Below are 21,334 nucleotides of genomic sequence, written 5' to 3'. Positions count from 1 at the left end.
CAAAAGAACGAGTTGTGCGCTGTTGATGTCTCGCTAAGGTGCCGTTCGATATGCAGTTACACCCCACATTGCCTTAATTTGGGGTGTAACTCCGCTGTTTTTCGACTTTCTTCCGTTTGGGGGAGGAATGCAAGCGCACACAACTCGTTCAAATGACCACGAACTAGCCCTACTGCTCCGCGGGGCGCTCAAAATCGTCCGAAACCGCCTCGAACGGGCAACGTGTCAGCTTCAAACCCGCCTTAGCTCCGCTGCTAACTGGTCCCAACTTTCAAGCCCGCTCAATCCGCTAAAGCCCACCGGAAGGAACAAGCCCATGGCTGAGAACGCCGAATCGAACACAACCTTCGCACCCGACGGGCGCCCGCTCGTTGCGCGCACGTCCCCCCTCGAGGATCGATGGGGAAGGCTCTCTATCGTGTTCGGCCAGGATGGCGTCGAGCTTCTTGCAGGGAAGAAGGTGCTCCTCTTTGGCCTGGGTGGCGTCGGCTCGAACTGTCTTGAATCCCTCGCGCGCGGCGGTATCGGGTCGTTTGTGCTGGTCGATTGCGACGTCGTGCAACCCTCGAACGTGAACCGCCAGGCAGTTGCTTGGCAGAGCACCATCGGTCGGCGCAAGACGGATGTTGCGCGCGAAATGGTGCTCGCGATCAATCCCGAGGCCCAGGTGGAAACGGTCGACGAGTTCATCCTGACGGAGAACCTGCCCGCATTTCTCGATGCTCACGGCGACGTCGACTTCGTGATCGACGCGATCGACACGGTCTCCGCGAAAATCGCCCTCGCGAAGCTGTGCGAAGACAGGGGGCTTCCCCTGGTGTGCTCCTCGGGCGCCGCGGATCGATTCTTTCCTGAGCGTCTGTCGTTCGCGAACATCTACGATACGCACGATTGCGGGCTTTGCCGCATCCTCCGCAAAGAGGCGCGCAAACGGGGAATCAAACGTTGGACCATCCTGTACTCCGACGAGCCTTCGGCGCGCGAGCTTTTGGGCACACCGCGCTTGCCCGAACCCGAGCAAGTGCCCGGGGAGCGCCGCCGAAAGCTGCCCCTCGGCACCACTTCCTGGATGCCTCCCATCATGGGGCAGATGATTGCGGGCTACGTTATCTGCTCGCTTGTGGGTTTGGAAAACGGCGGGCGGTCGCTGTGATGGCGGGCGTCCCCCTCATCGATACCCACTGCCATCTGGACTTTGCGCGCAACGAGGAAGCACTCGCCGCTGCCTATGCCGCCTGTGGCGGCGCGCTTTCGGGGACCTGCGATCCGCGAGATTATGAACGCGTGCGCACGATGCTTGCTCCCTTCGCGCCTCGCGTGCGCGTCGGCTTGGGGCTTCATCCATGGTGGGTTGCCGATGGCGCCTGCGGGGAAGGGGAAATCGCGCTGTTCGAGCGCTTGGCTCCCGGCGCGTCCCTGATCTCGGAGGTGGGGCTTGACTTCCAGCCGCGTCGAGCGGAAACGCGCGATACGCAGATTGAGGCCTTCGAGCGCGTATGTCTTGCTGCCGCGCGCCCACTTGAGGAAGGGAAGGCCGCGGGGCAGTGCGCCGCAGGTTCGTCCGCGGAGTCCCCTCGGCGCGTTATGTCCATTCATTCGTCGGCGGCAGCGACCTGCGTGCTTGATGTGCTCGAACGCACAGGCTGCCTCGATGCCTGCATCTGCATTTTCCACTGGTTCTCCGGTTCGCAAGAGGAGCTTTCTCGCGCCATCGATGCGGGCTGCTTCTTCTCGGTGAACGAGCGCATGCTCAAAACGAAACGCGGCCGCGCCTATGCGCGAACTATCCCCGAGAATCGCTTGCTCCTCGAGACCGATTTCCCAGGTAAACCAGGAACGACAGCGTTTGCCGCCGACGTCGCTTTGCGCCTTGAGCGCACGATGTCGCTGCTTGCTGAAGCGCGCGGCGCCGACGAGCGCTCGTTGGCTACAGCCATCGCAGCTGCAAGCGAGCGCATTCTTCTCTCGTAGGGAGGTGATTATAGGGCTGAGAAGTTTTCCACGGTTGATTTGAGAACTAAACCCTGGTAAACTTTCCCAAATTTGTGAGAGATGTCAAACAGTAAGTAGGTACGTCGCGTGAACGAACAGACTGCCCAAATTGAGCAGTGTATCCCAATTGAGCAGGTAAAACAAGCAAACTCACGCTTGCGCTACGCCCTGTGGGCAGCAGGAGGCTTCCTTTTCTTCGCGTTGGGGATGGTGGGCGTGGTGTTGCCGATTCTGCCCACAACGCCGTTCATCTTGGTGGCCGCCTTCTGTTTTGCGCGCAGCTCCGATCGCCTGAACAGCTGGTTTAAAGGCACGAAGGTCTACAAAACGGTTCTCGAGGACTATGTGACTAAGCGCTCCATGACGCTGCGGGCGAAGCTCACCATCCTCGTGCCCGTCACCGTGCTTTTGGCTGTGGGTTTTGTCATGATGAGCAACGTCCCCGTTGGCCGTGCAATCGTTGCCGCCGTGTGGGTGGGGCATATCGTCTATTTCGGTTTCGTCGTGAAGACGGAGCGCTAGCCAGGGCGTTTGCGAACACCCGTCGCCCGGCGCCTTATTCCTCCTTTTGCGGGCGCCGCGCCCCACTGCGCCCGCGCTCTTGTACTATGGGGCAGTTTGGTGATTCGATGGAGAAGGGAAGCGGCCGCGTGAGGCGAATGGGCAAAAGCGATCGGGCCACAATGGTGGGTTTTCTTGCGCTCGTGTTTTGGAGCATGATGTTTGGCTTCGTGCGCCTGACCTCGCAAGGCTTCGGCGTTCTGCTCGGCGGTGCGCTCATCTACACGCTCGGCGCGATTTCGCTGTTCATCGTGCTGCGCCCGTCGAGGCCGAGCGCCTATCCCGCAAAGTACTTCCTGATCAGCGGCGGGCTTTTCGTTTTCTACGAGGCCGCTATCAGCGCGTCGATCGGCCTTGCCGCCTCGTCCACGCAAACGGTCGAGCTCAGCATGGTGAACTATTTATGGCCGTCGCTTACCGTGCTTCTGAATTCCACGGCGGCTAGTGGCGCACGCGGCGCGGCTCGTGCGCTTCCGGGTGCTGCTCTTGCGACGGTGGGCGTGATGCTGGCGCTCGGGGGAGACGCTGGCCTCGACGCGAGCGTCGTTGTGGCCGACGTCGTCTCGAACCCGCTTCCGTTCGCCTTGACGCTCGCGGCGGCGCTTGCCTGGGCCGCCTATTCCGTTGTCACCCCGCGCATCACGAACGGCAAGGACGCCACAGCCTATTTCATGATCGGCGTTGCTGCGGTGTTCTGGGTCATGTTCGCCACGTCGGGCGCGCCTGCGCCGGAGAGCTTGCCGTCGATCGGTTCGATTCTGGCTCTCCTTGCCGCGATGGGTTCGATTGCTGCGGGGTACGCGTGTTGGAACCATGGGCTTCTGTTCGGGAACGTGTCGCGCATGGCGCTTGCGTCGTATGCGGCGCCCTTCCTTTCCGTGGTGGCGAGCTCGATTATCCTAAGGCTTGCTCTACCTGGTCTTTTCTGGGTCGGCGTCGCGTTCGTTGTTGCGGGTTCGCTGTTGAATCTGCTCATGGGCAAGCGCGCACAAGGCCGCGGGGATAACTATCCCTCTGTGTCCTGACGGCTCGTTCTCTCACCGTTTGCCTGCTTTAATTTTGGTTTCGCGCGAATTTACAGCTTTGCGCTGGTCTTTAGCCTGCTCATCCAATACCATCAAGGTCGATTTGACCTTGTCTTTACGGAGGAATCCCCCATGCATCCTTGCGCCGATGTCGAAGCGCTTGCTTTCGCCCAATCCGAACTTGCAGGAAGACTGACCGCCGAGCGCGTTCGCGACGTTGCCGCTACCGCCGAGCCCGCGGTCATCGAGTGGCGCCGGCTTTTTCATCAGTATCCTGAGGTTTCAGGTCATGAGTCTCATACGCAGGAGATGCTTTGCGAAAAACTCGACAGCCTTGGAGTTGAATATCGCCGTCTCGATAACAACGGCATTATCGCGACGATTCGCGGGGAAGCCCCTGGCGCCTACGATGCCTCCGGCACCCCTGTGCGTCGCGTGGCCCTTCGCGCCGACATTGATGCGCTTCCTGTGACCGAGGATACGGGTGCGTTGTTCGCCTCCAAGAACGAGGGCGTCATGCACGCGTGCGGCCATGATGCGCACATGGCCATGATGCTCGGTGCGATTCGCATTCTTCTCGAGATGAAGCCGCAGCTCAAAGGCGAAGTTCGCATTCTGTTCCAACCTGCCGAGGAAATCTCGATTGGTGCGCTTTCCATGATCGACGCAGGCGCGCTTGACGGCGTCGACGCTATTTATGGCGCGCACATCTGGAGCGAGGTGGACGCGGGCACGGTTTCGTGTGCGCCGGGACAGCGCATGGCCAATACCGACTGGTTCCACATTGATATCGAGGGCGTCTCCGCGCACGGATCCATGCCGCACAAGGGCGTCGACGCCGTTGTCGTGGGCGCGGAGATGGTCAACGGGCTGCAGGTGCTCGTCAGCCGCGACGTGTCGCCGTTCGACCCGGTCGTCGTTACCGTGGGCGAGTTCCATGGCGGCGAGGCGCGCAACATCATGGCTGGTCACGCTTATCTTTCGGGGACGGTGCGCACCTGGACCGACAAGCTGCGCCGCGAGGTCCCCGATCGTCTTGAGCGCATCGTGAGCAAGATAGGGCATGCCTTCGGTGCCAAGGTGAAGTTCACGTTCGAGGAGGGCAACGCAGGCCTCGCGAACGATCCCGTATGCGCGGAGGTCGCGCGACGTGCGGTTGTGGACATGTTGGGGGAGTCCGCCGTGTCGGATTACCGCGGCACGCTTTCGGGTGAGGATTTCAGTGAGTACTTGAACATCGTGCCCGGCGTGTTCTGCTTCGTCGGCACGCGAAACCCCGAGGTGGGAGCCTCGCACCCGCAGCACAGCTGCCACTTCACCATCGATGAGAGCGTGCTCGCGAAGGGTAGCATGGTCGCCGCCCAATGGGCTTGCCGCATGCTGGCGGCTGAATAGGCGGGTCTGCCTCTTGCGGCTCCGATGGCGTTCGGGCCGATTCGTCCCGACGGCATCAAGACTCCCGTGGCTCTTTCTTTATTTCTCCCCTTCGACCAGGTCAAGCAGCTCCTCGCGATTCTTCACGCCGAGTTTCTTGTAGACGTTGTACGTGTGCGTCTTCACGGTGTGGCTCGAGATGCCCAGCTTGTTTTGGATGTGCTCGGTTCCGCGGCCTTTTGCCAGGAGTAGGAAAACCTCGGTTTCGCGCGCAGACAGCTTCGAGTCGCTCGCAATCTCTGCGCATCGCGTTTTCCATCGCCCCTGTTCAGCTTGTTCGGCGATTGCGCGCGCTTGTGCCACGGCGGCATCGACTTCTGCCTGAGCGTCAACCATTCGGCTTTGCGTGAGCGTGATCAGTATCGCGAGCACGATGACGAGCGCAAGTGCCACCGCAGAAAGCACGTTCAGGCTGAAGACACCGGTGACGCCCGGAATCAGATCAAGCGCGAATCCTAAGCTCATGCCGCCTGCTAGGGTCATTTGACTCATCCCTACGAAAAAGAGCGGTGAGGCGCTGCGCTCGTTTGCGCCCTTTATCTCGAATGCGATGCTCACGAGCGCCAAGAACGTGAAGCTTCCCAGGATAAGCAGATTGCAAATAACGAAAAGCGCTCCTTCGCTGTTCAAAAATGACATCGGTACCAAGGCGACGACGAAGACGGGAAATAGCATTCGAAGCACGGTGCTTTGCTGCACCCGACCTTGCGAGCGGTGCGCGAACAGATGCGCGGCGCTCGCGCCTATTGCGAGAAGCAGCGCGCAGCCGCATGTTACGGCAGGGCCTTGGTTCACTTGAAGTAGGTTTCCCGCGCCGACGCCGAACACTATGCCGTAAATCACGTTGACAATGCCGAACGCCCACGATAGTTGCGCGTTCTTCTTTGATTGCGCAAGTGGTATTCCCTTTGCTTCCGTTTGGTGGGCGGATGAGATGCCGGCATTTCCTTCCAGGTCGATGCCGCTGCTGCTGAGCAGCTGCGCAAAGCCGAGGCACGCAAGGGCGCTCGCCGCGAGGAAGAAGCACGCGGCGGGGTCTCCCATCATCTTCAGCCCGAGCGAGAATCCGCTGCCGAGCACCGCCGATAAGGAAAGGGAAGCGATGAGCGTCTCGCGGCTTGTCCTCGCGATCAGGGGTATCCAAAGGAAGAGCAGGCATGCTGCGCCCAAGCCTCCCAGGGCGTCGCGGGCGATTCCGATTCCTACGGGGATGGCCGCCCCCGCCGCTTCGACGACCCCCGTTGCCACGAAGGCTGCAACGCTCGCCACGACGAGCGCGATCGCGTTCTTCCTCACCCGTTTTCCCATCGCCCCGAAGGGGAGGTGCGCGATAAAGCAGGCGAACAAGGCGAAGCAGGCGAAAAACGCGATACGGCAGGCAATGGGATTCCACCAAACAAGCGCCTCCTCGCCTTGCGCCGAGAAGCCCGTCAGCTCCGAGAAAAGACAGCACCAGAAAAAGCCCAGACCGCTTGAGATGGCGGCTATGTGCAATTGGTTGGCCTGTTTACCTGGCTCAACGCTGTTACTCATACTATTTTCCATAGTCTCATCTTCCCCCCGAATCCCCTGCATAGCCGATGAGGCTTTTTGAAAACCGCGCTATCCGTCGATTTTTTCCATAATACGAGGCCCCTATTGTCAAGGCAAGCGAATACGCACTTTCGGCTTCGCAGCCCGCCGTGGCGAAGTCCGAAAGGGGAGCAAAGATGACTCCCAGGCGTATGCAAACAGAGGAGGAATCATGGGGGAGAAGTATCATGTCGTCGAACATGAGAAGCCTTTCAAGTACACCGAAGGCGACCTTGATGTAACGCGCGGTTGCGCATGGACGGGGCCGGGGTGCCACTTGGGCTGCGGCGTCATCATGTACACCGACAAAGACGGCAAGTTCGTGAAATGCGAAGGCGACCCGGAAGATCCGTGGACGCAGGGTCGTTTGTGCATGCGCTGCATCGACGCGCCCGAGGTGACCAATCACAAAGACCGTCTGCTCTACCCGATGAAGCGCGCCCGCGAAGATCGCGGCAAGGACAAATGGGAGCGCATCACGTGGGATGAGGCGTACGACCTCATCACCGAGAAGTTCATGGACATGAAGGAGAAGTACGGCGCCGAGTCGGTCGTGTTCGCGCAGGGCACCGGCCGCGATATCGCTGCCTACATCACGCGTCTGTGCTGGTCGTTCGGTAGCCCCAACTACACGGGCTTCCTCTCCGGGCAGGCATGCTATCTGCCGCGCATCGCGGGCATGGCGGCCACCACAGGCGCACCGTGGATTCCCGACGCCGCCCAGCAGTTCCCCGAGCGCTACGACCATCCCGACTACGAAGTGCCGGAAGTCATGTTCATCTGGGGCAACTACCCTCTGAAGTCGAACATTGAAGGCTTCTATGGCCACTGGGTGATCGACCTTATGAAGCGCGGCATGAAGATCGTCACCGTCGATCCGAAGGTAACCTGGCTCGCGTCGAAGTCCGAGCTTCATCTGCGCGTCCGCCCCGGCACCGACGCTGCGCTCGCCCTCGGCATGATCAATATCATCGTCAAAGAAGACCTCTACGATCACGAGTTCGTCGAGAAATGGTGCTACGGCTTCGATGAGCTCGCTGCCCGCGCCGCCGAGTTCGACATCAAGCGCGTCTCCGAGATCACCTGGGTCCCCGAGGACAAGATCGTCGCCGCGGCCCGCATGCTCGGCAACGCGAAGAACTCCACGTTGCAGTGGGGCGTCGCTGTCGACATGACGCGTGAGGCCATGCCTGCTGGCCAGGCAATTCTCGCTCTGTGGGAGATCACGGGCAACATGGAGCGCCCGGGCGGTATGATCGTCGCCCCCGAGATACTCTCGGTTGCAGGCGGCTGGGGCCGCGAGGTCTTGGGCCCTGTGCAGGAAGAGAAGCGAATCGGCATCAAGGACTACCCGCTGTTCAACTTCGGCTTCGCGGTGTCTCAACCCGACGAGACGGTGAAGACGATCGAAACCGGCGTGCCCTATGAGATCCATGGCGCATGGCTGCAGACCACCAACCCGATCGCCTGCATGGGCGCCGACCCGCAGCGCCTCTACAAGGCCCTGAACAAGCTCGACTTCATCGTGGTGGTCGACCTGTTCAAGACCCCGACGATCGCTGCCTTGGCCGATGTCGTCCTTCCCGCGCAGACGTTTGCCGAGCGCAACGGCATCGCGTTCGTCTCAGGCGCGCAGCGCGGCAGCACCATCAACAAGGTGACGCAGGTCGGCGAGTGCAAGTCCGACATGGAGATCAACCTTGAGCTGGGACGTCGCTGGAATCCCGAGGCGTGGCCGTGGGACAACGTCGACGACATGTTCACCGATATGCTCAAGCCCACCGAGATGTCCTTCGAAGAGCTGCAGAAGGTTGCACCCGCCTACCAGCCCATCGAGTACTACCGCTACAAGACGGGCAAGCTGCGCCCCGACGGACAGCCCGGCTTCAACACCCCGACCGGACGCATCGAGCTGTGGAGCAACTTCTACAGCCGCGCAGGGCTCGATCCGCTGCCCTATTTCGAGGAGCCCGAGCCCGGCCCCGGCTCCACCCCCGAGCTTATGGACGAGTTCCCGCTCGTTATGACGTCCGGCGCGCGCTTCTGGGGCATGTTCCACTCCGAGCATCGTCAGATCGAGCGCATGCGCCACTATCGCCCCTGGCCGCTTATGGACATCCACCCCGACACCGCGGCCAAGTACGGCATCAAGGACGGCGACTGGGTGTGGATGGAGGGCCCCATGGGCCGCGCGAAGCGCAAGGCGAAGCTCACGGTGCAGATGGACCGCCGCATCGTGTCGTGCGATCACGGCTGGTGGTTCCCCGAGGGCGACCCCGACAACTTCTACGACGTGTTCGACCTCAACATCAACAATACGCTTCCGTGGATTCCGGGCAAGAGCGGCTTCGGCTCCAACTACAAGAGCTCTATCTGCAAGATTTACAAGGTCGAGGGGGAATAAATCATGGCGAAGTACGGACTTTTGGTTGACGCGCAATGGTGCTCTGGCTGCTATAGCTGCGAAATCGCGTGCCAGATGGAGCATGGCCTTCCCGTCGGCGAGACGGGCATCAAAGTGGTGAAGATCGGCCCGTGGGTCATCGGCGACGAGGTTAACGAGGACTGGCAGTTCTCCTACCTGCCCATTCCCACCAAGCAGTGCGACACGTGCGCTAAGCGCCGTGGTACGGGCAAGGTTCCCACCTGCGTGCAGCACTGCCAGTCGAAGTGCCTGGAATTCGGCACGGTCGAAGAGCTTTCGGCGCGCATGGACGAGAAGCAGAAGACGCTTTTCGTGGTGGCGTAGAGGCTCGCAAGTTCACATAAACGGGGCTGCGTCAGCTTCTGAGGGGAGGCGCGCAGCCCCATTCGTAAGGGGGCGTTTCAAATGCATTCGAAGAAATACTACATCGTGTACGGCCTGTTCTTCTCGATTATCGTGGCCGCGGTTCTCTGCCTGTGCCTCACCATTGCCCAAGGGGTTCCCCATATCGATCCGATATGCTGGGCCTTAAGTTTTGCCGTCGCGTTCGTCACCTCGTTTCTCGTGACGTCGATTCTTCCGCTCGCGAAGCTGTCGGCATCGTGTGCCGTATACTTTGATGCGAAGCCCGGCAGCGTCGCGTTTCGCCTGATCCAGAACGTTTTCTTCTCCACACTCATCATGTTTTTCTTAGGCGCGGTGATGACTTGCTTTATGACGGGCGTGGGCGAGACCGAGGCGGTGAATGCGATGACCGGCCAGGTGGTGGGCGTGAACGTGTTCGATCGATTTGTCGCGCTGTGCATGCAGTTCTGGCCGACGATCGTCATTGTGGCGTTTCTGTCCGATCCGCTGGCGGGCGCCATTGCGGGTACGATCGTGAAGGAGAACGCCGGTGCCGCAGCCTGATCGGAAAACCGGCGGGGTGGACTTAAACGAGGTGCAAAAGACCATTGACGCGGTAACGGGCGCTACCTGGGGGACGCGCAATCGCATCATGGCAGGTTTATTCCAGCGCGATCTGCGCAAACACGGCGATGACATGCCCGCTTTCGCGCCTCCCGGCGAAGATGTTTCAAGATAGCGAGCCTGGTGCGCCGCGATGCGTGCCAGGCTCCCGCGCGCCTTCCTCAAAACTACATCACTTGTTCGCTGTGTTAGCCATGCAAAACTTGCCACTTGCTGCTATGATTGAACGCGAGAAAACAGCTGCGCACCCACACTTGTAAACATACTCCGCGCGCATACCACGTAAGCGATTCGAGGCACATCCATGGCGTTCGTACATTTGCACAATCACACCGAATATTCCCTGCTCGACGGCTTGACCCACGTGAAAGACATGGTCCGTCGCGCCGCCGATCTCGACATGCCGGCGGTGGCCATCACCGACCACGGCGTCATGTCGGGCGTGCCGGAGCTGTGCGACGCGTGCACGGCGGTCGAGAAGGAAACGGGCAAGAAGGTCAAGCCCATCTACGGCTGCGAGGTCTACTTCACCACCGACGAGGAGCTGCGCAAGGACGTAAAGCCAAAGCTGTACCATCTGCTGCTCCTTGCGAAGACCAACGAGGGTTATCACAACCTGTTGCACCTGGTCAGCGAATCGCATGTCGACAACTTCTACTACAAGCCGCGCACGACGTTCTCCATGCTGCAGAAGTACGGCCACGGCATCATCGGCTCATCCGCATGCATTGCGGGCATCATCCCGAAGCTTCTGGACAATCGCCAGTTCGACGACGCGGTCGAGTGGGCGCGTCGTTTCGCGAGCTGCTTCGACGAGGGCGACTTCTACATCGAGCTGCAAAACCAGGGCCTGCGCACCGACGCCGGCATGACGCAGACCGAGCTCAACCGCCAGCTCACCAAGGTCGCCCAGCTCGCGGGGCTGAAAACCATCGCCACGAACGACTTTCACTACCTGAAGAAGGAAGACGCAAAGGCGCAGGACATCATGCTGTGCATCGGCACGGGCTCGGCGGTGAACGACGCGAACCGCATGCGCTTCGAGAACGACGAGTTCTACATGAAGACGGAAGAGGAGATGCGTGAGGCGCTCTCCGAGTTCCCCGAAGCATGCGACAATACGGTCGAGGTGGCCGACAAGATCGACGTCGTGCTCGAGCGCGACTCCATTCTGCCGCGTTTCCCCTTGCCAGAGGGTGAAACCGAGGAAAGCTGGTTCCGCAAGCAGTGTGAGTGGGGCTTGAAGAAGCGCTACGGCGACCCGGTGCCCAAAGAAGCATGGGATCGCTATGAATACGAGGCTGGCATCATCTTGCAGCAAGGCTTCCCGGCGTACTTCCTCATCGTGCAGGAATACATCGCCTGGGCCCGTAGCCAGGGAATCGGCGTCGGCCCAGGTCGTGGCTCGGCCGCAGGCGCTATCTGCACGTACGCCATGGGCATTACCGACCTCGACCCGCTTCCCAACGGGCTTCTGTTCGAACGCTTCCTGTCGCCCGAGCGCGTGGAGATGCCCGATATCGACGTTGACTTCGAGGATGAGCGTCGCCAGGAAGTCATCGAGCATATTAAAGAAGTCTACGGCGAGGATCACGTGTCGGGCGTTATCACGTTCGGCAAGCTGCAGGCGAAGAACGCCGTGCGCGATGCCGCGCGCGTGCTCGACTACCCCTACAGCGTGGGCGACCGCATCTGTAAGATGATTGGCGACGAGCTCGGCATCACCATCGACAAGGCGCTCGAGACGAACCCCGACCTGAAGAAGGCCTACGACGGCGAAGAGGACGTGCGCCAGGTCGTCGACGCCGCGAAGTCGATCGAAGGCCACGTGCGCGGCGAGGGCGTGCACGCCTGCGCAACCATCATCTGCCGCGACCCTATGGCCGACCACGTGCCCATGAAACGCGACACCAAAGGCGGCGGCATCATCACGCAATACGACGGTCACTACACGCCTGACCTGGGCTTGCTCAAGATGGACTTCCTTGGCTTGCGCACCTTGGGCGTGCTATCGCGCGCATGCCGCAACGTCGAGCAGACCACCGGCATCAAAATGGTGCCCGAGGAGATTCCCACCGACGATGAGGGCGCGTTCGCCCTCATGCGCTCTGGCAACATGGACGGCCTGTTCCAGGTGGAGGGTTCGCTGTACGTGAGCCTGTTCGCGCGACTTCCACCGCGCCGCTTCTCCGACATCGTCGCATCGATTGCGCTCAATCGTCCGGGCCCGCTCGAGTCCGGCATGGTCGACGACTACGTGAAGGTGGCGAGCGGCAAGACGCCCGTCCACTACTACGACGACCGCCTGCGCCCTGTGCTCGAGGAAACCTACGGCACCATGGTCTACCAGGAGCAGATTATGCAGGTGTCCATGGTGATGAGCGGCTTTTCAGCCGGCAAGGCAGACAAGCTGCGCAAGGCAATGGGCAAGAAGAAAATCGACATCATGCGCCTGCTCCAGGAAGACTGGAACAATGGTGCGGTTGAGAACGGCTACTCGCTCGACATCGCGAAGAAGATTTGGGACGACGCGGAGAAGTTCGCTAAGTACGCGTTCAACAAGTCGCATTCGGCTGCATACTCCATTCTGGTCATGCGCACGGCATACCTGAAGGCGCATTACCCCAACGAGTACATGGCCGCTGTGCTGTCGAGCTACATGGGCAATACCGACCGCCTCATCCGCTACATCGCGAGCTGCAACCACAACGGCACGCCCGTGCTGCCGCCGGATATCAACTCGTCGAACGCCGAGTTCACCCCGGTTAAGGACGGCATCCGCTTCGGGCTCGTCGGCGTGCGCGGCGTTGGGCGCAACGTGGCCGACGCCATCATTGCCGAGCGCGAGGAGAACGGCCCGTTCACCAGCTTGCACGACTTCGTGAACCGCGTCGACGCGAAATGCTTCAACCGCAAAACGCTCGAAGCGCTCATCAAGGGCGGCGCCTTCGATTCGACGGGGTACACGCGCAAGCAGCTCATGTACTTCCTGGAGGACACGCCGCTGCTCGAGAACGCTTCGAAACGCCAGAAGGATCGCGACGCCGGTCAGGTGAGCATGTTCGATCTGTTCGCCTCCGATGAGGACTCCGGTTTTCAGGAAGACGTGCCCGCGCCCGACGGAATCGAGTGGGATAAGCGCACTAAGCTTGCCTACGAGAAGGAAATCATGAAGATCTACGTGTCCGAGCACCCGCTCGCACCGTACGAGAGCGCGATTTCCCGCATGACGAAGTTCCAGCTGGGTGATTTGGCCGAGCGCACGAAGGAAATCAAGTCGGCGACGTTCGTCGGAATGGTGTCCAACGTGGTGACCAAGCTCACCAAGCGCGGCACGAAGATGGCCACGTTCACGATCGAGGACACGACGGGCCATATGGAGTGCATCTGCTTCAAGTACGACGAGAATGCGGAGGCCATCCACGAGGATGCCATCGTGAAGATCAAGGGCAAGTTCGAGCACAGTGACCGCGGCAACCAGATCATGGCGTTCGAGATTGAGGAAATCGAGTTGAACGAAGCGGATGCTCGCCCCTCGCATCTGCAGCTCAACGTGCCGTCGTGCGAGTTTGACCAGCAGAAACTGTTGCGCTTGAACCGCATCTTGCAGTCGTATCCGGGCCGCGATGGGGTCGTGCTTCTCGTCACGCAGTCCGACGGCCGCCGCTTCCGCGCGGAGCTGCCGGTCACGGTTGACTCGGGCTCGCCGGTCATGCGAAGCGAGCTGCAGGATTTGTTCGGACGTGGCGCGCTGATCGCTTAGGGAACTGCTTATCGCCGGCCTGGGGGGGGGAGACTCCTTGGGCCAGCGTTTTCTTCTCCCCGATAGTTCATTGCGGGGCGCAGTGTTGCAGGTCGCCCGTGACTTGCCTCAGGTTGCCTCCCTTGTTTCTTCGCAGGTCGACGCTTCGCGTCCCCTGGCTCGTTGCGGGTCACTGCAGCTCGATATGAGGTTCGCCGCCTTATTGCTTGCCGTGTTCGCTCGCAAATAAGGTATCATGCTCGTTATGGATAATGACAAATACAATATGACGCTTTCGCTCGCTGTCGCCTACAACGGCGAGCCTTTTAGCGGCTTCGCGCGCCAACCGGGCCAGCTCACCGTGCAGGGTGAGCTAGAGCATGCGCTTGAGTTGCTGTTCCGCCGCGAGGTGGAGACCACGTGCGCCGGCCGTACCGACGCTGGCGTTCACGCGCGCGCTCAAGTGGTGAGCTTCGATATCTTGCCTGATGAATTGCGTGATCGAACGCTCGAGAGCCTTGCTCGGTCGATGAACGCGCTTACGCATGAGGCCATCGTCGTGCGTTCGATCGACGAGCGCGAGCCTGGCTTCTCCGCCCGCTTCGACGCGACGGAGCGCGAGTACCGCTACTTCATCTGCACCGAGCCCGCGCCGCCCATTTTCCTGCGCGATTTCTCGTGGCATATCCCGAAGCCGCTTGATGTCGAGGCGATGCGCGAGGCGTCCCGCGCGCTTATCGGCGAGCACGATTTCAAGAGTTTCTGCATGGCGGCAAGCGCCGTGGGGAAGCCGACGTGTCGCAATGTGCATGAAATCTCGTTCACTCAAGAAGAAGTGATGGGGGAGCGGGCCGTCGTCATCACGGTCAAGGGCAACGCGTTTCTCCACTCCATGGTGCGCACCATCGTGGGCACGCTTGTCATGGTCGGCCGCGGCCAGCGGAAGCCCGAATGGGTCGCCGACGTGCTCCAGGCGTGCAACCGATGCGCCGCAGGGGAGAACGCACCTGCAGCCGGCCTCGTTTTCTGGAACGTGAGCTACGACGGCGTAAGGGACCACATCTGATCATGGTGGAGCGCAAGACACCTTTTCGTGGTAAGCGTGAGTATTACACGTTCGGCGAAGGGTTTCCCGGCTTTGGGGAAACTGACGAGCTCAAGGCTTCGCGCTGGAGTGCGGATCTGTTCGAGGAAGCGCCTGTTTCGGAACCTGAGAATGAGCCTGTTGCCTATACGGGCGATGAGGATTTCTCGACGCGCGGCCGCTACAGCGGAGTCGGAGTTATCGTTGATGAAACGGGGGAGTTTGACCCCGAGCCTGTGCGCTGCGGAAGTGCGGGGTCTACGTCGGGAAAAAATGCGAAACCCGTGCGCCGAGACAGCACGGAGTCTGCGCTGGTCAATCGCCCAGAACCCGCATGCCGCGAAACCTCCGAACCTGCGTACCGGGAGAGCCCCAAGCCGACCGCGACCTCAAGCAGCCCCAAGCCAGCCGCAGCCGCTGAGCCAGCTACGCCCGCTGCCCCTGCAAGCAACCCCGAACCTGCGCAATCTGTCGAGGCCAAGCTCGACCTTTCGCTGTTCCGCGAGCTATATCGAAGTCGTGATGGGCGGCTCGTGTTCTTCGAGCACCGCGCGACCGGACATCTCGCGGCTGTCGACGCATCGAAGTTGGTGTAGGGGTAAACTCTTCCCGAATGGGCTGCCCGTTTGGACAAGGGAGCAACATCGAGCTCCGTCAACGCCTTGCGCTTTAGCCGTATTTCTCTTGAAAACCGTGCTTTTAGTAGAAGCCTGTCGAATTTCGAATATTCCTAGTAGTTTTATCAACCGAGTACTGGAAATTAGCAACTACTAGCGCTATGCTCTCGAATCGCAAAACCACCCGATAAAGGAGTTCCCATGCCCTGTTGTAATCCCATTACATCGGCACCGTTGCAAAACGACATTGCGGGCCGCGTTTGCCCGACCGATTACCATATCGATGACCAGGCGTTTTCTGGTGAGGCTGAGCACGTGTGCGATGTCCTTTACGTGGTTGGAGGCCTCTATGGCAACCCCTTCGCGTTGGAGGCGATCGATCAGCTGATAGCCGACGAAAGGGCTCGGGCTGCTGAGGCAGGCACCGCCGATATCGAAATCGCCACCGTCTTTAACGGCGATATGCACTGGTTCGACAAAACGGCAGAGAATTTCGCGTCAATTGAGAAGGCGGCGGCGAAATACACGCTTCTCATCGGCAATGTCGAGGCCGAGCTTCGCCGGGAAAGCCCTATCGGGGTTGGATGCGGGTGCGCGTATCCGGCATGCGTTGACGACGAGACCGTGGCGCGCTCGAACAAGATCCACTCCATGCTTTTCGACGAGCTTTCCGATCGCCCCGAGCTCAAGCAGCCGCTGGAAGGGCGGCCGAGCACTACGACCGTTGCGGTTGCGGGGCGAAAAGTGGGAATTACCCATGGCGACGAGCATATGGTAGGCGGGTGGAATTGCTCGCGCGAGGAATTGTCGGAACCCGAGCGGCAGCGGAAGCTTGACGCCTTCCTCGCGGAAAACGACCTCGATGCGCTCGCGACGACACACACCTGCTCGGCAGCCGCAATCGCCCTCGATCACGGGCTAGTCATCAATAATGGCGCCGCAGGTCTTCCCAATTTCGCCGGCCAGCATTTCGGGCTTGTGATCCGCATTGCCGAGACCCCGTACCCCGACGCGCTTTTCGGCGCACAACGAGATGGCCTGTTCGTCGAGGCCGTTCCCCTTCGCTATGACCAAGATTCCTTCGTGAAGTGGTTCGATAAGTTGTGGCCTGAAGGCTCGCCGGCAGAGATTTCGTATCGCAGGCGCATTGTCAGCGGACCAGCTGATTGCGTTGAGAAAGCGCTCCTCGGAGGCTTTAAGCAGCTCAAGCGATAGCATTACGGCAGTTCATGGCTTGAAGTAATGCCTGTGAAACAATTTTTATAAAAAAGTAAAATCCTACTATTGTCATAAGGCAAATAGTAGCTATAATCTGCTTTCGGAAAACGCAGATGCGCAAGCAGAGTGTTCCAAGGGGGATTGAACCGGTCGATGGTTCAGGTCAACTTGAAGCACTCTTTTTTCTGCCTGCGTTCGGAAAAGAGAAGAAAGGATATTTGCAAGAATGGATCTATCAACCGGCATCTTCTTTTGGGGATTCCTGATTGTCTATGGCGTGATTATGTTCGTGCTTTCGCCGAAAACGGTGAGCCTCGGCGGGTTCTTCCGCGGCGAGGACAAGGCGGGTAAGGACGCGAATCCGTGGATGATCACCGCGTCAATCTTCATCGCGTGGATTTTCGCGAAGTCGGTCACTAACGCCGCCAACATGGGTCAAAACTTCGGTATCGTCGGCGGTATCGGCTATGCGGTGTATTGGCTGTGCATCCCGCTGACGGGCTACGCGCTCTACCGCCTTCGCCGCAAGTTCGCGATGAAGGGCATGGTAAGCTTCCTTACTGAACACTACGGCGTTGCGGCTGCGTTCTGCTTTTCGGCAGCCATCCTCATTCGCCTGTTCAACGAGGTTTGGTCGAACACTTCCGTTGTCGGTGCGTACTACGGAACCTCGGGCACGATGCCCTTTATCCTGGCCGCTGGGCTTTTCACCATCATCACGGTGGGGTACTGCTGCTGGGGCGGCATGCGCGGCTCCATCATAACGGACGTGCTGCAGGCGATTCTGTTCGCGGTGCTGCTGCTAGTCGTTCTGTTCTGGATCGTTCCCCAGGACAGCATCGCTGACCTCGCGGGTTCGGGTTCTTGGACGCTCGAAGGCGGCGTGGACTTCATTATCGGCGCCGGCCTGCAGTGCCTTTCGTACGGCTTCCATGATGCCGTCCTCACCGACCGCGGCTTTCTTTGCCGCCCGAAGAAGATGCTCAAGTGCTACACCGCCGCCGGTCTGCTCGGCTTCGTGGCGATTGTGCTCTTCTCCCTCATCGGCGTGCACTCGATGATCAACGGCCTGGCGACCACCGGCGTTGACGCCCCCGTCGTCGTCGCCCAATCGCTCGGCATCGTCGCCCTCTTCATGATGGCGGTCATCATGATTGCCACCGCTGGGTCCACGCTCGACTCCACCTTCACGGCCCTCGCGAAGCTGACCGCGCGCGATTTGCCGGGCATCCTCGGGAAGCGCCCGAAGACAAACCCCCGCATCATCGGCATCATCTTCATGATCATCTTCGCGGTTATCGGCAACCTCCCCATGGTCATGGGCGCTTCGATTATCGCCGCGACCACCATTTCGGGCACGATGATCATGGGCTTGGGCCCGATCTTCCTCATGCACGGCGTTGGCCCGGTGAAACCGACGAAGGTTGGCTTCATGCTTGCTTTCTGGATCGGCATGATCTTAGGCATTTGGGATACTATTGCGCCCGCGACGCTATCCTTCATGAACATCGGCGCTGGTAAATATGCGAATTTCCTTGGCGTGAACCTGTGGGGCGCAATCCTTTGCTGGGCTGCCTACATCATTCCGGGCATCATCGCGAGCTCGCGTGAGAAGGCTGCGGGCATCGAGCCGACGTGGAAGGGCCTGTCCGCCGAGGAGCTTGCGCGACTCGATAAGCTCGAGGCGGAGAACGCGGATTACATTCCCGAGTACGACCCCATCGAGAAGAGCCCTGAGTTCCAGGCGATGCTGAAGCGCGAGATGGAAGTCACCCCCGCTGGCGCATAACGCCAGGTCATACGTGTGAGTCTTCTCGGCACTCCCCCCATATGTGCCGATGTAGGCAAGGCCGCTCTTTCCCCCTCAATGGGTTGGGCGGCCGATAAAGAAGGGAGAGCCGCAATCTCGTGGCTCTCCCTTTTGATTTGCGGGATGCTAGCGCGCCTCTGGCTTTTTCGGGACGGTTCGGTCGACGAAGTAGATCTTGTACCACATAAGGAACATGTACGCGATCCAGATCTTGCGCGAGCGGTCGGCGCCCGCCTTGTGCTCGTCGAGCAGGCGAACCAGCTCATCGGTGTTGAAGAACTCGCGCGCGATATCGCCCGTGAACCACTCCTTCACCATGGCGTAGTAGCGCTCCTCGCGCAGCCAATTCACGACCGGCACGGGGAAGCCGAGCTTCTCCTTCTGCGCCCAGTCTTTCGGGATGGCGAACTCCGCGGCGTCACGCAGCGTGAGTTTCGTCTGCTGCTCGTTGGCCTTGAGCGACGTGGGGATGGTGGCCGACAGGCCGAACACGCGGCGATCGAGGAAGGGCACGCGCGATTCGAGCGAGTGCGCCATCGACATCTTGTCGGTCTTGAGCAGGATGTCGCCCACCAGCCAGAAGTGCAGGTCGACGTACTGCATGCGCGTCGTCTCGTCGAGATCGGCGACTTCGGCATACACGGGCGCCGTGAGCGATTGCGGGGTGGGGGCGCTGCAGCCGCCCTTGAGCAGGCTTGCGCGTTCCTCGGGCGTGAAGGCGACGCCGTTCGCGTTGGTGTAGTACCAATCCTCGGGGGTCTCGCTTGCGCGCTCAAGGTAGTTCGCGCCGCGCAGATGAAGCGCGCGCATGGCATGGGACGCGCCCTTGAGCAGACCCTTCGGCGCCCAGCTTACCTTCGCGTTGGAGAACGGCGTCTGGTAGATTCGGTAGCCTCCGAAGAATTCGTCGGCGCCTTCGCCTGAAAGCACGGCCTTCACCTGGGTGGCGGCAATCTGGTCGACGAAGTACAGCGCCACGGCGGAAGGGTCGGCGGAGGGCTCGTCCATATGCCACTGCACGCGCGGGAGGCTCGCCCAGTATTCTTCCTCGCCGATGTACTTGTCGGTGTTGGCGATATGCAGGTCGTCCGCCAGCTCGCGCGCCCAAGAAATCTCGTCGCGCATGGTCTTGCCGCCAGCGCCTTCGACATTGTTTGCAGCCGCCTGCTTATAGCATTCGAAGCCCACAGTGAACGTCTTGATGTCGGGGTTCTCCTTCGCCAGGCACGCTGCCATGTAGCTCGAGTCGATGCCCGACGACAGGAAGCTTCCGACCTCGACGTCGGCCACGTTGTGATAGCGCACGCTGTCGCGCATGACCTCGTCGATGGCGCGCGCAGTGTCCTCGCGGTTGCGGTGCTCGTCGAAGTGGTACTCGGGGCGCCAATAGCGGCGCTCGGTGATGGAGCCGTCGGCGTGCACGGTCATGCAATGCGCGGGCGCGAGCTTGAAGATGCCCTTGAAGAAGGTCTCCGGCAGCGCGCTGAACTGGAAACACAGGTACTGCTCGAGTGCCTCGCGATTGAGCTCGCGGGTATAGGCGGGGTGCTCCAGAATGCATTTGATCTCGGACGCGAAGATGAACTGGCCGTTCTGCTGCGTGTAGTAAAACGGTTTGATGCCGAAGAAATCGCGCGCACAGAAAAGCTCGCGTGTCGCGCGGTTCCAGATGGCGAACGCGAACATGCCGCGCAGTCGGTCGAGCACGCCTTCGCCCCATGCGAGATAGCCTGTGAGCAGCACTTCCGTGTCGGATTTTGTCTTGAACTGCCAGCCCTGCGTCTCGAGTTCGGCGCGAAGGTCCTGGTAGTTGTAGATTTCCCCGTTGAACACGATGGCGAAATCGCCCTTCGCGAGCATGGACTCGGGCGTGCCGCACGGCGTGCCGTCGGGCATGAGCGCGGGGGAGGTGATGGCCGAGTCGTGTTCGCCTGTCGCGCGAACCATGGGCTGGTTGCCGTTCGCCAGGTCGATGAGCGAGAGGCGGCGGTGCCCGAGCGCGATGCCGCTTTCCGCGTCGAGATACTGGCCCTCGCCGTCGGGCCCGCGATGGGCCATGATGTCGCACATGGCCTTGAGCGCGGGGGCGTCAGCGCTGGTCGCTTGGGTGAATCCGCAGATTCCGCACATGCAAAAGCTCCTTCATATCGATGTCGTGCGCTCGCGCGCAGCGATTCTCGTGTGGGTAGGGTTCCATGATAGCGAAAGCGCATGACGTGCAGCCTTCTTCTGTGAAAACTGCGGAAACGCCGCGCAAATGGGCGCTAGCGGACGGGCGGCTTGGGTGCGGCCGGGGGAACGGCTTGAGCGCGGGTGTCGGGTGTGGAGGCAATCGTCACATCGGGGTTCTCGTACGCCACACGGGCCTCGATTTCCGCACGGGCGAAGTCCTCGGCGGTGAGGGCCGAGCGGAAGACCACGTCGACCGCGCAGCCGAGGTCCTCGGCGATGAAGCGGCGGAACTGCGCGGCGTCGGCGCGCGAGAACGTGCATCCGACGTCGAGCAGAAGGCAGGCGTCTCCGCCCGTGCGTGCCTGATCAGAGGCGTAAAGCGAGAACACCGCGACCTTCGCGATGGCATAGCGTGGCGCGACGCGGGAAACGGCGTCGCGGATGGATCCGAAATCGTTCATGAGATGGCTCCTTTGCAGCCTGGTGGGCTTGATGGTTGCGTAGGGTTCCAGTATATCGCCAATCGCGAAAAGGGACGCGCCGGCGGGGGTCTTTCATAGGTCGAAAAAACGCTCGTTTGGTTGAGCCATTCTCTAACAACACTATTTCGTGATTAACGTGTTAATTCAAATTGTAATGACACTTTATTAAACAAAAAAGTTGTTAGACAATATACTTATTGGATAATCGCACAAAAGTGTCATTAGGGGCAG

At 60.4% G+C, this 21,334-nt stretch carries 17 protein-coding genes; 14 read left to right on the top strand and 3 right to left on the bottom strand.

Translation table 11 applies throughout. The features are described from left to right. Positions 1 to 316 precede the first annotated feature (316 nt). The 5 genes from Q0G85_RS03120 to Q0G85_RS03100 all read left to right on the top strand — a co-directional run bounded on the left by Q0G85_RS03120 (position 317) and on the right by Q0G85_RS03100 (position 4,973). Complete coding sequence (locus Q0G85_RS03120) at positions 317 to 1,153, top strand: tRNA threonylcarbamoyladenosine dehydratase (RefSeq protein ID WP_297154626.1); 837 nt, start codon at positions 317 to 319, stop codon at positions 1,151 to 1,153. Next, on the top strand, positions 1,153 to 1,971 hold the full coding sequence (locus Q0G85_RS03115) for a TatD family hydrolase (protein WP_297154624.1): 819 nt from the start codon (positions 1,153 to 1,155) through the stop codon (positions 1,969 to 1,971). Before Q0G85_RS03120 ends, Q0G85_RS03115 begins: the two co-directional genes overlap by 1 nt. Positions 1,972 to 2,079: 108 nt before the next feature. Further along, entirely contained in the window at positions 2,080 to 2,514 is a 435-nt protein-coding gene (locus tag Q0G85_RS03110) for a YbaN family protein (protein ID WP_297154623.1), read from the top strand. Positions 2,515 to 2,600: 86 nt separating this feature from the next. Further along, entirely contained in the window at positions 2,601 to 3,578 is a 978-nt protein-coding gene (yddG, locus tag Q0G85_RS03105; RefSeq protein ID WP_367116857.1) for an aromatic amino acid DMT transporter YddG, read from the top strand. Positions 3,579 to 3,710: 132 nt separating this feature from the next. After that, positions 3,711 to 4,973, top strand: coding sequence for an amidohydrolase (locus Q0G85_RS03100; protein WP_297154620.1), 1,263 nt, complete (start codon positions 3,711 to 3,713; stop codon positions 4,971 to 4,973). A 78-nt stretch (positions 4,974 to 5,051) separates the two neighbouring features. On the opposite strand, the gene Q0G85_RS03095 is transcribed toward Q0G85_RS03100, so the two are convergent. Next, positions 5,052 to 6,545, bottom strand: a complete 1,494-nt coding sequence (locus tag Q0G85_RS03095; protein WP_297154619.1) for a helix-turn-helix transcriptional regulator — start codon at positions 6,543 to 6,545, stop codon at positions 5,052 to 5,054. Positions 6,546 to 6,756: 211 nt separating this feature from the next. On the opposite strand from Q0G85_RS03095, the gene Q0G85_RS03090 reads away from it, so the two are divergent. From Q0G85_RS03090 to Q0G85_RS03050, 9 genes are all read left to right on the top strand, one after another. Next, positions 6,757 to 8,988 (top strand): molybdopterin-dependent oxidoreductase, encoded by a 2,232-nt coding sequence (locus Q0G85_RS03090; protein ID WP_297154617.1) that lies wholly within the window; start codon positions 6,757 to 6,759, stop codon positions 8,986 to 8,988. Between the two features lie 3 nt (positions 8,989 to 8,991). Continuing rightward, the gene (locus Q0G85_RS03085; RefSeq protein ID WP_297154615.1) at positions 8,992 to 9,333 is read left to right on the top strand and encodes a 4Fe-4S dicluster domain-containing protein; all 342 of its coding nucleotides are present in this window, start codon (positions 8,992 to 8,994) and stop codon (positions 9,331 to 9,333) included. 81 nt (positions 9,334 to 9,414) lie between these two features. Beyond that, entirely contained in the window at positions 9,415 to 9,918 is a 504-nt protein-coding gene (locus tag Q0G85_RS03080; RefSeq protein ID WP_297154614.1) for a hypothetical protein, read from the top strand. Next, complete coding sequence (locus tag Q0G85_RS03075) at positions 9,905 to 10,093, top strand: hypothetical protein (protein WP_297154613.1); 189 nt, start codon at positions 9,905 to 9,907, stop codon at positions 10,091 to 10,093. The genes Q0G85_RS03080 and Q0G85_RS03075 overlap by 14 nt, the downstream gene beginning before the upstream one ends. Positions 10,094 to 10,282: 189 nt before the next feature. After that, positions 10,283 to 13,741, top strand: a complete 3,459-nt coding sequence (gene dnaE / locus Q0G85_RS03070; protein ID WP_297154611.1) for a DNA polymerase III subunit alpha — start codon at positions 10,283 to 10,285, stop codon at positions 13,739 to 13,741. Positions 13,742 to 13,985: 244 nt separating this feature from the next. Further along, positions 13,986 to 14,786, top strand: a complete 801-nt coding sequence (gene truA, locus Q0G85_RS03065) for a tRNA pseudouridine(38-40) synthase TruA (RefSeq protein WP_297154610.1) — start codon at positions 13,986 to 13,988, stop codon at positions 14,784 to 14,786. 2 nt (positions 14,787 to 14,788) lie between these two features. After that, positions 14,789 to 15,400, top strand: a complete 612-nt coding sequence (locus Q0G85_RS03060) for a hypothetical protein (RefSeq protein WP_297154609.1) — start codon at positions 14,789 to 14,791, stop codon at positions 15,398 to 15,400. Positions 15,401 to 15,622: 222 nt separating this feature from the next. Further along, on the top strand, positions 15,623 to 16,636 hold the full coding sequence (locus Q0G85_RS03055) for a hypothetical protein (RefSeq protein WP_297154608.1): 1,014 nt from the start codon (positions 15,623 to 15,625) through the stop codon (positions 16,634 to 16,636). 229 nt (positions 16,637 to 16,865) lie between these two features. Beyond that, positions 16,866 to 18,428: a hypothetical protein gene (locus tag Q0G85_RS03050; RefSeq protein WP_297154607.1), complete on the top strand. Its 1,563-nt coding sequence runs from the start codon at positions 16,866 to 16,868 to the stop codon at positions 18,426 to 18,428. A gap of 147 nt (positions 18,429 to 18,575) precedes the next feature. Here Q0G85_RS03050 and asnB read toward each other — a convergent pair whose 3' ends face one another. Further along, entirely contained in the window at positions 18,576 to 20,579 is a 2,004-nt protein-coding gene (gene asnB, locus Q0G85_RS03045; protein WP_297154605.1) for an asparagine synthase (glutamine-hydrolyzing), read from the bottom strand. 134 nt (positions 20,580 to 20,713) lie between these two features. After that, on the bottom strand, positions 20,714 to 21,082 hold the full coding sequence (locus tag Q0G85_RS03040) for a hypothetical protein (RefSeq protein WP_297154603.1): 369 nt from the start codon (positions 21,080 to 21,082) through the stop codon (positions 20,714 to 20,716). Between the last annotated feature and the right edge of the window lie 252 nt (positions 21,083 to 21,334).

Origin of the sequence: uncultured Ellagibacter sp. (genome assembly GCF_934617235.1) — a bacterium.
Lineage (GTDB): Bacteria > Actinomycetota > Coriobacteriia > Coriobacteriales > Eggerthellaceae > Ellagibacter.
This window is presented reverse-complemented; position numbering and strand designations above follow the sequence as displayed.

Bases quoted from the DNA above. Each gene is read 5' to 3' on its own strand.
- Q0G85_RS03100 (WP_297154620.1), top strand. From the start codon at position 3,711: ATGCATCCTTGCGCCGATGTCGAAGCGCTTGCTTTCGCCCAATCCGAA.
- Q0G85_RS03085 (WP_297154615.1), top strand. From the start codon at position 8,992: ATGGCGAAGTACGGACTTTTGGTTGACGCGCAATGGTGCTCTGGCTGC.
- Q0G85_RS03060 (WP_297154609.1), top strand. From the start codon at position 14,789: ATGGTGGAGCGCAAGACACCTTTTCGTGGTAAGCGTGAGTATTACACG.
- dnaE (WP_297154611.1), top strand. From the start codon at position 10,283: ATGGCGTTCGTACATTTGCACAATCACACCGAATATTCCCTGCTCGAC.
- Q0G85_RS03055 (WP_297154608.1), top strand. From the start codon at position 15,623: ATGCCCTGTTGTAATCCCATTACATCGGCACCGTTGCAAAACGACATT.
- Q0G85_RS03080 (WP_297154614.1), top strand. From the start codon at position 9,415: ATGCATTCGAAGAAATACTACATCGTGTACGGCCTGTTCTTCTCGATT.
- yddG (WP_367116857.1), top strand. From the start codon at position 2,601: ATGGGGCAGTTTGGTGATTCGATGGAGAAGGGAAGCGGCCGCGTGAGG.
- Q0G85_RS03050 (WP_297154607.1), top strand. From the start codon at position 16,866: ATGGATCTATCAACCGGCATCTTCTTTTGGGGATTCCTGATTGTCTAT.
- Q0G85_RS03090 (WP_297154617.1), top strand. From the start codon at position 6,757: ATGGGGGAGAAGTATCATGTCGTCGAACATGAGAAGCCTTTCAAGTAC.
- Q0G85_RS03115 (WP_297154624.1), top strand. From the start codon at position 1,153: ATGGCGGGCGTCCCCCTCATCGATACCCACTGCCATCTGGACTTTGCG.
- asnB (WP_297154605.1), bottom strand. From the start codon at position 20,579: ATGTGCGGAATCTGCGGATTCACCCAAGCGACCAGCGCTGACGCCCCC.
- Q0G85_RS03095 (WP_297154619.1), bottom strand. From the start codon at position 6,545: ATGAGTAACAGCGTTGAGCCAGGTAAACAGGCCAACCAATTGCACATA.
- truA (WP_297154610.1), top strand. From the start codon at position 13,986: ATGGATAATGACAAATACAATATGACGCTTTCGCTCGCTGTCGCCTAC.
- Q0G85_RS03040 (WP_297154603.1), bottom strand. From the start codon at position 21,082: ATGAACGATTTCGGATCCATCCGCGACGCCGTTTCCCGCGTCGCGCCA.
- Q0G85_RS03120 (WP_297154626.1), top strand. From the start codon at position 317: ATGGCTGAGAACGCCGAATCGAACACAACCTTCGCACCCGACGGGCGC.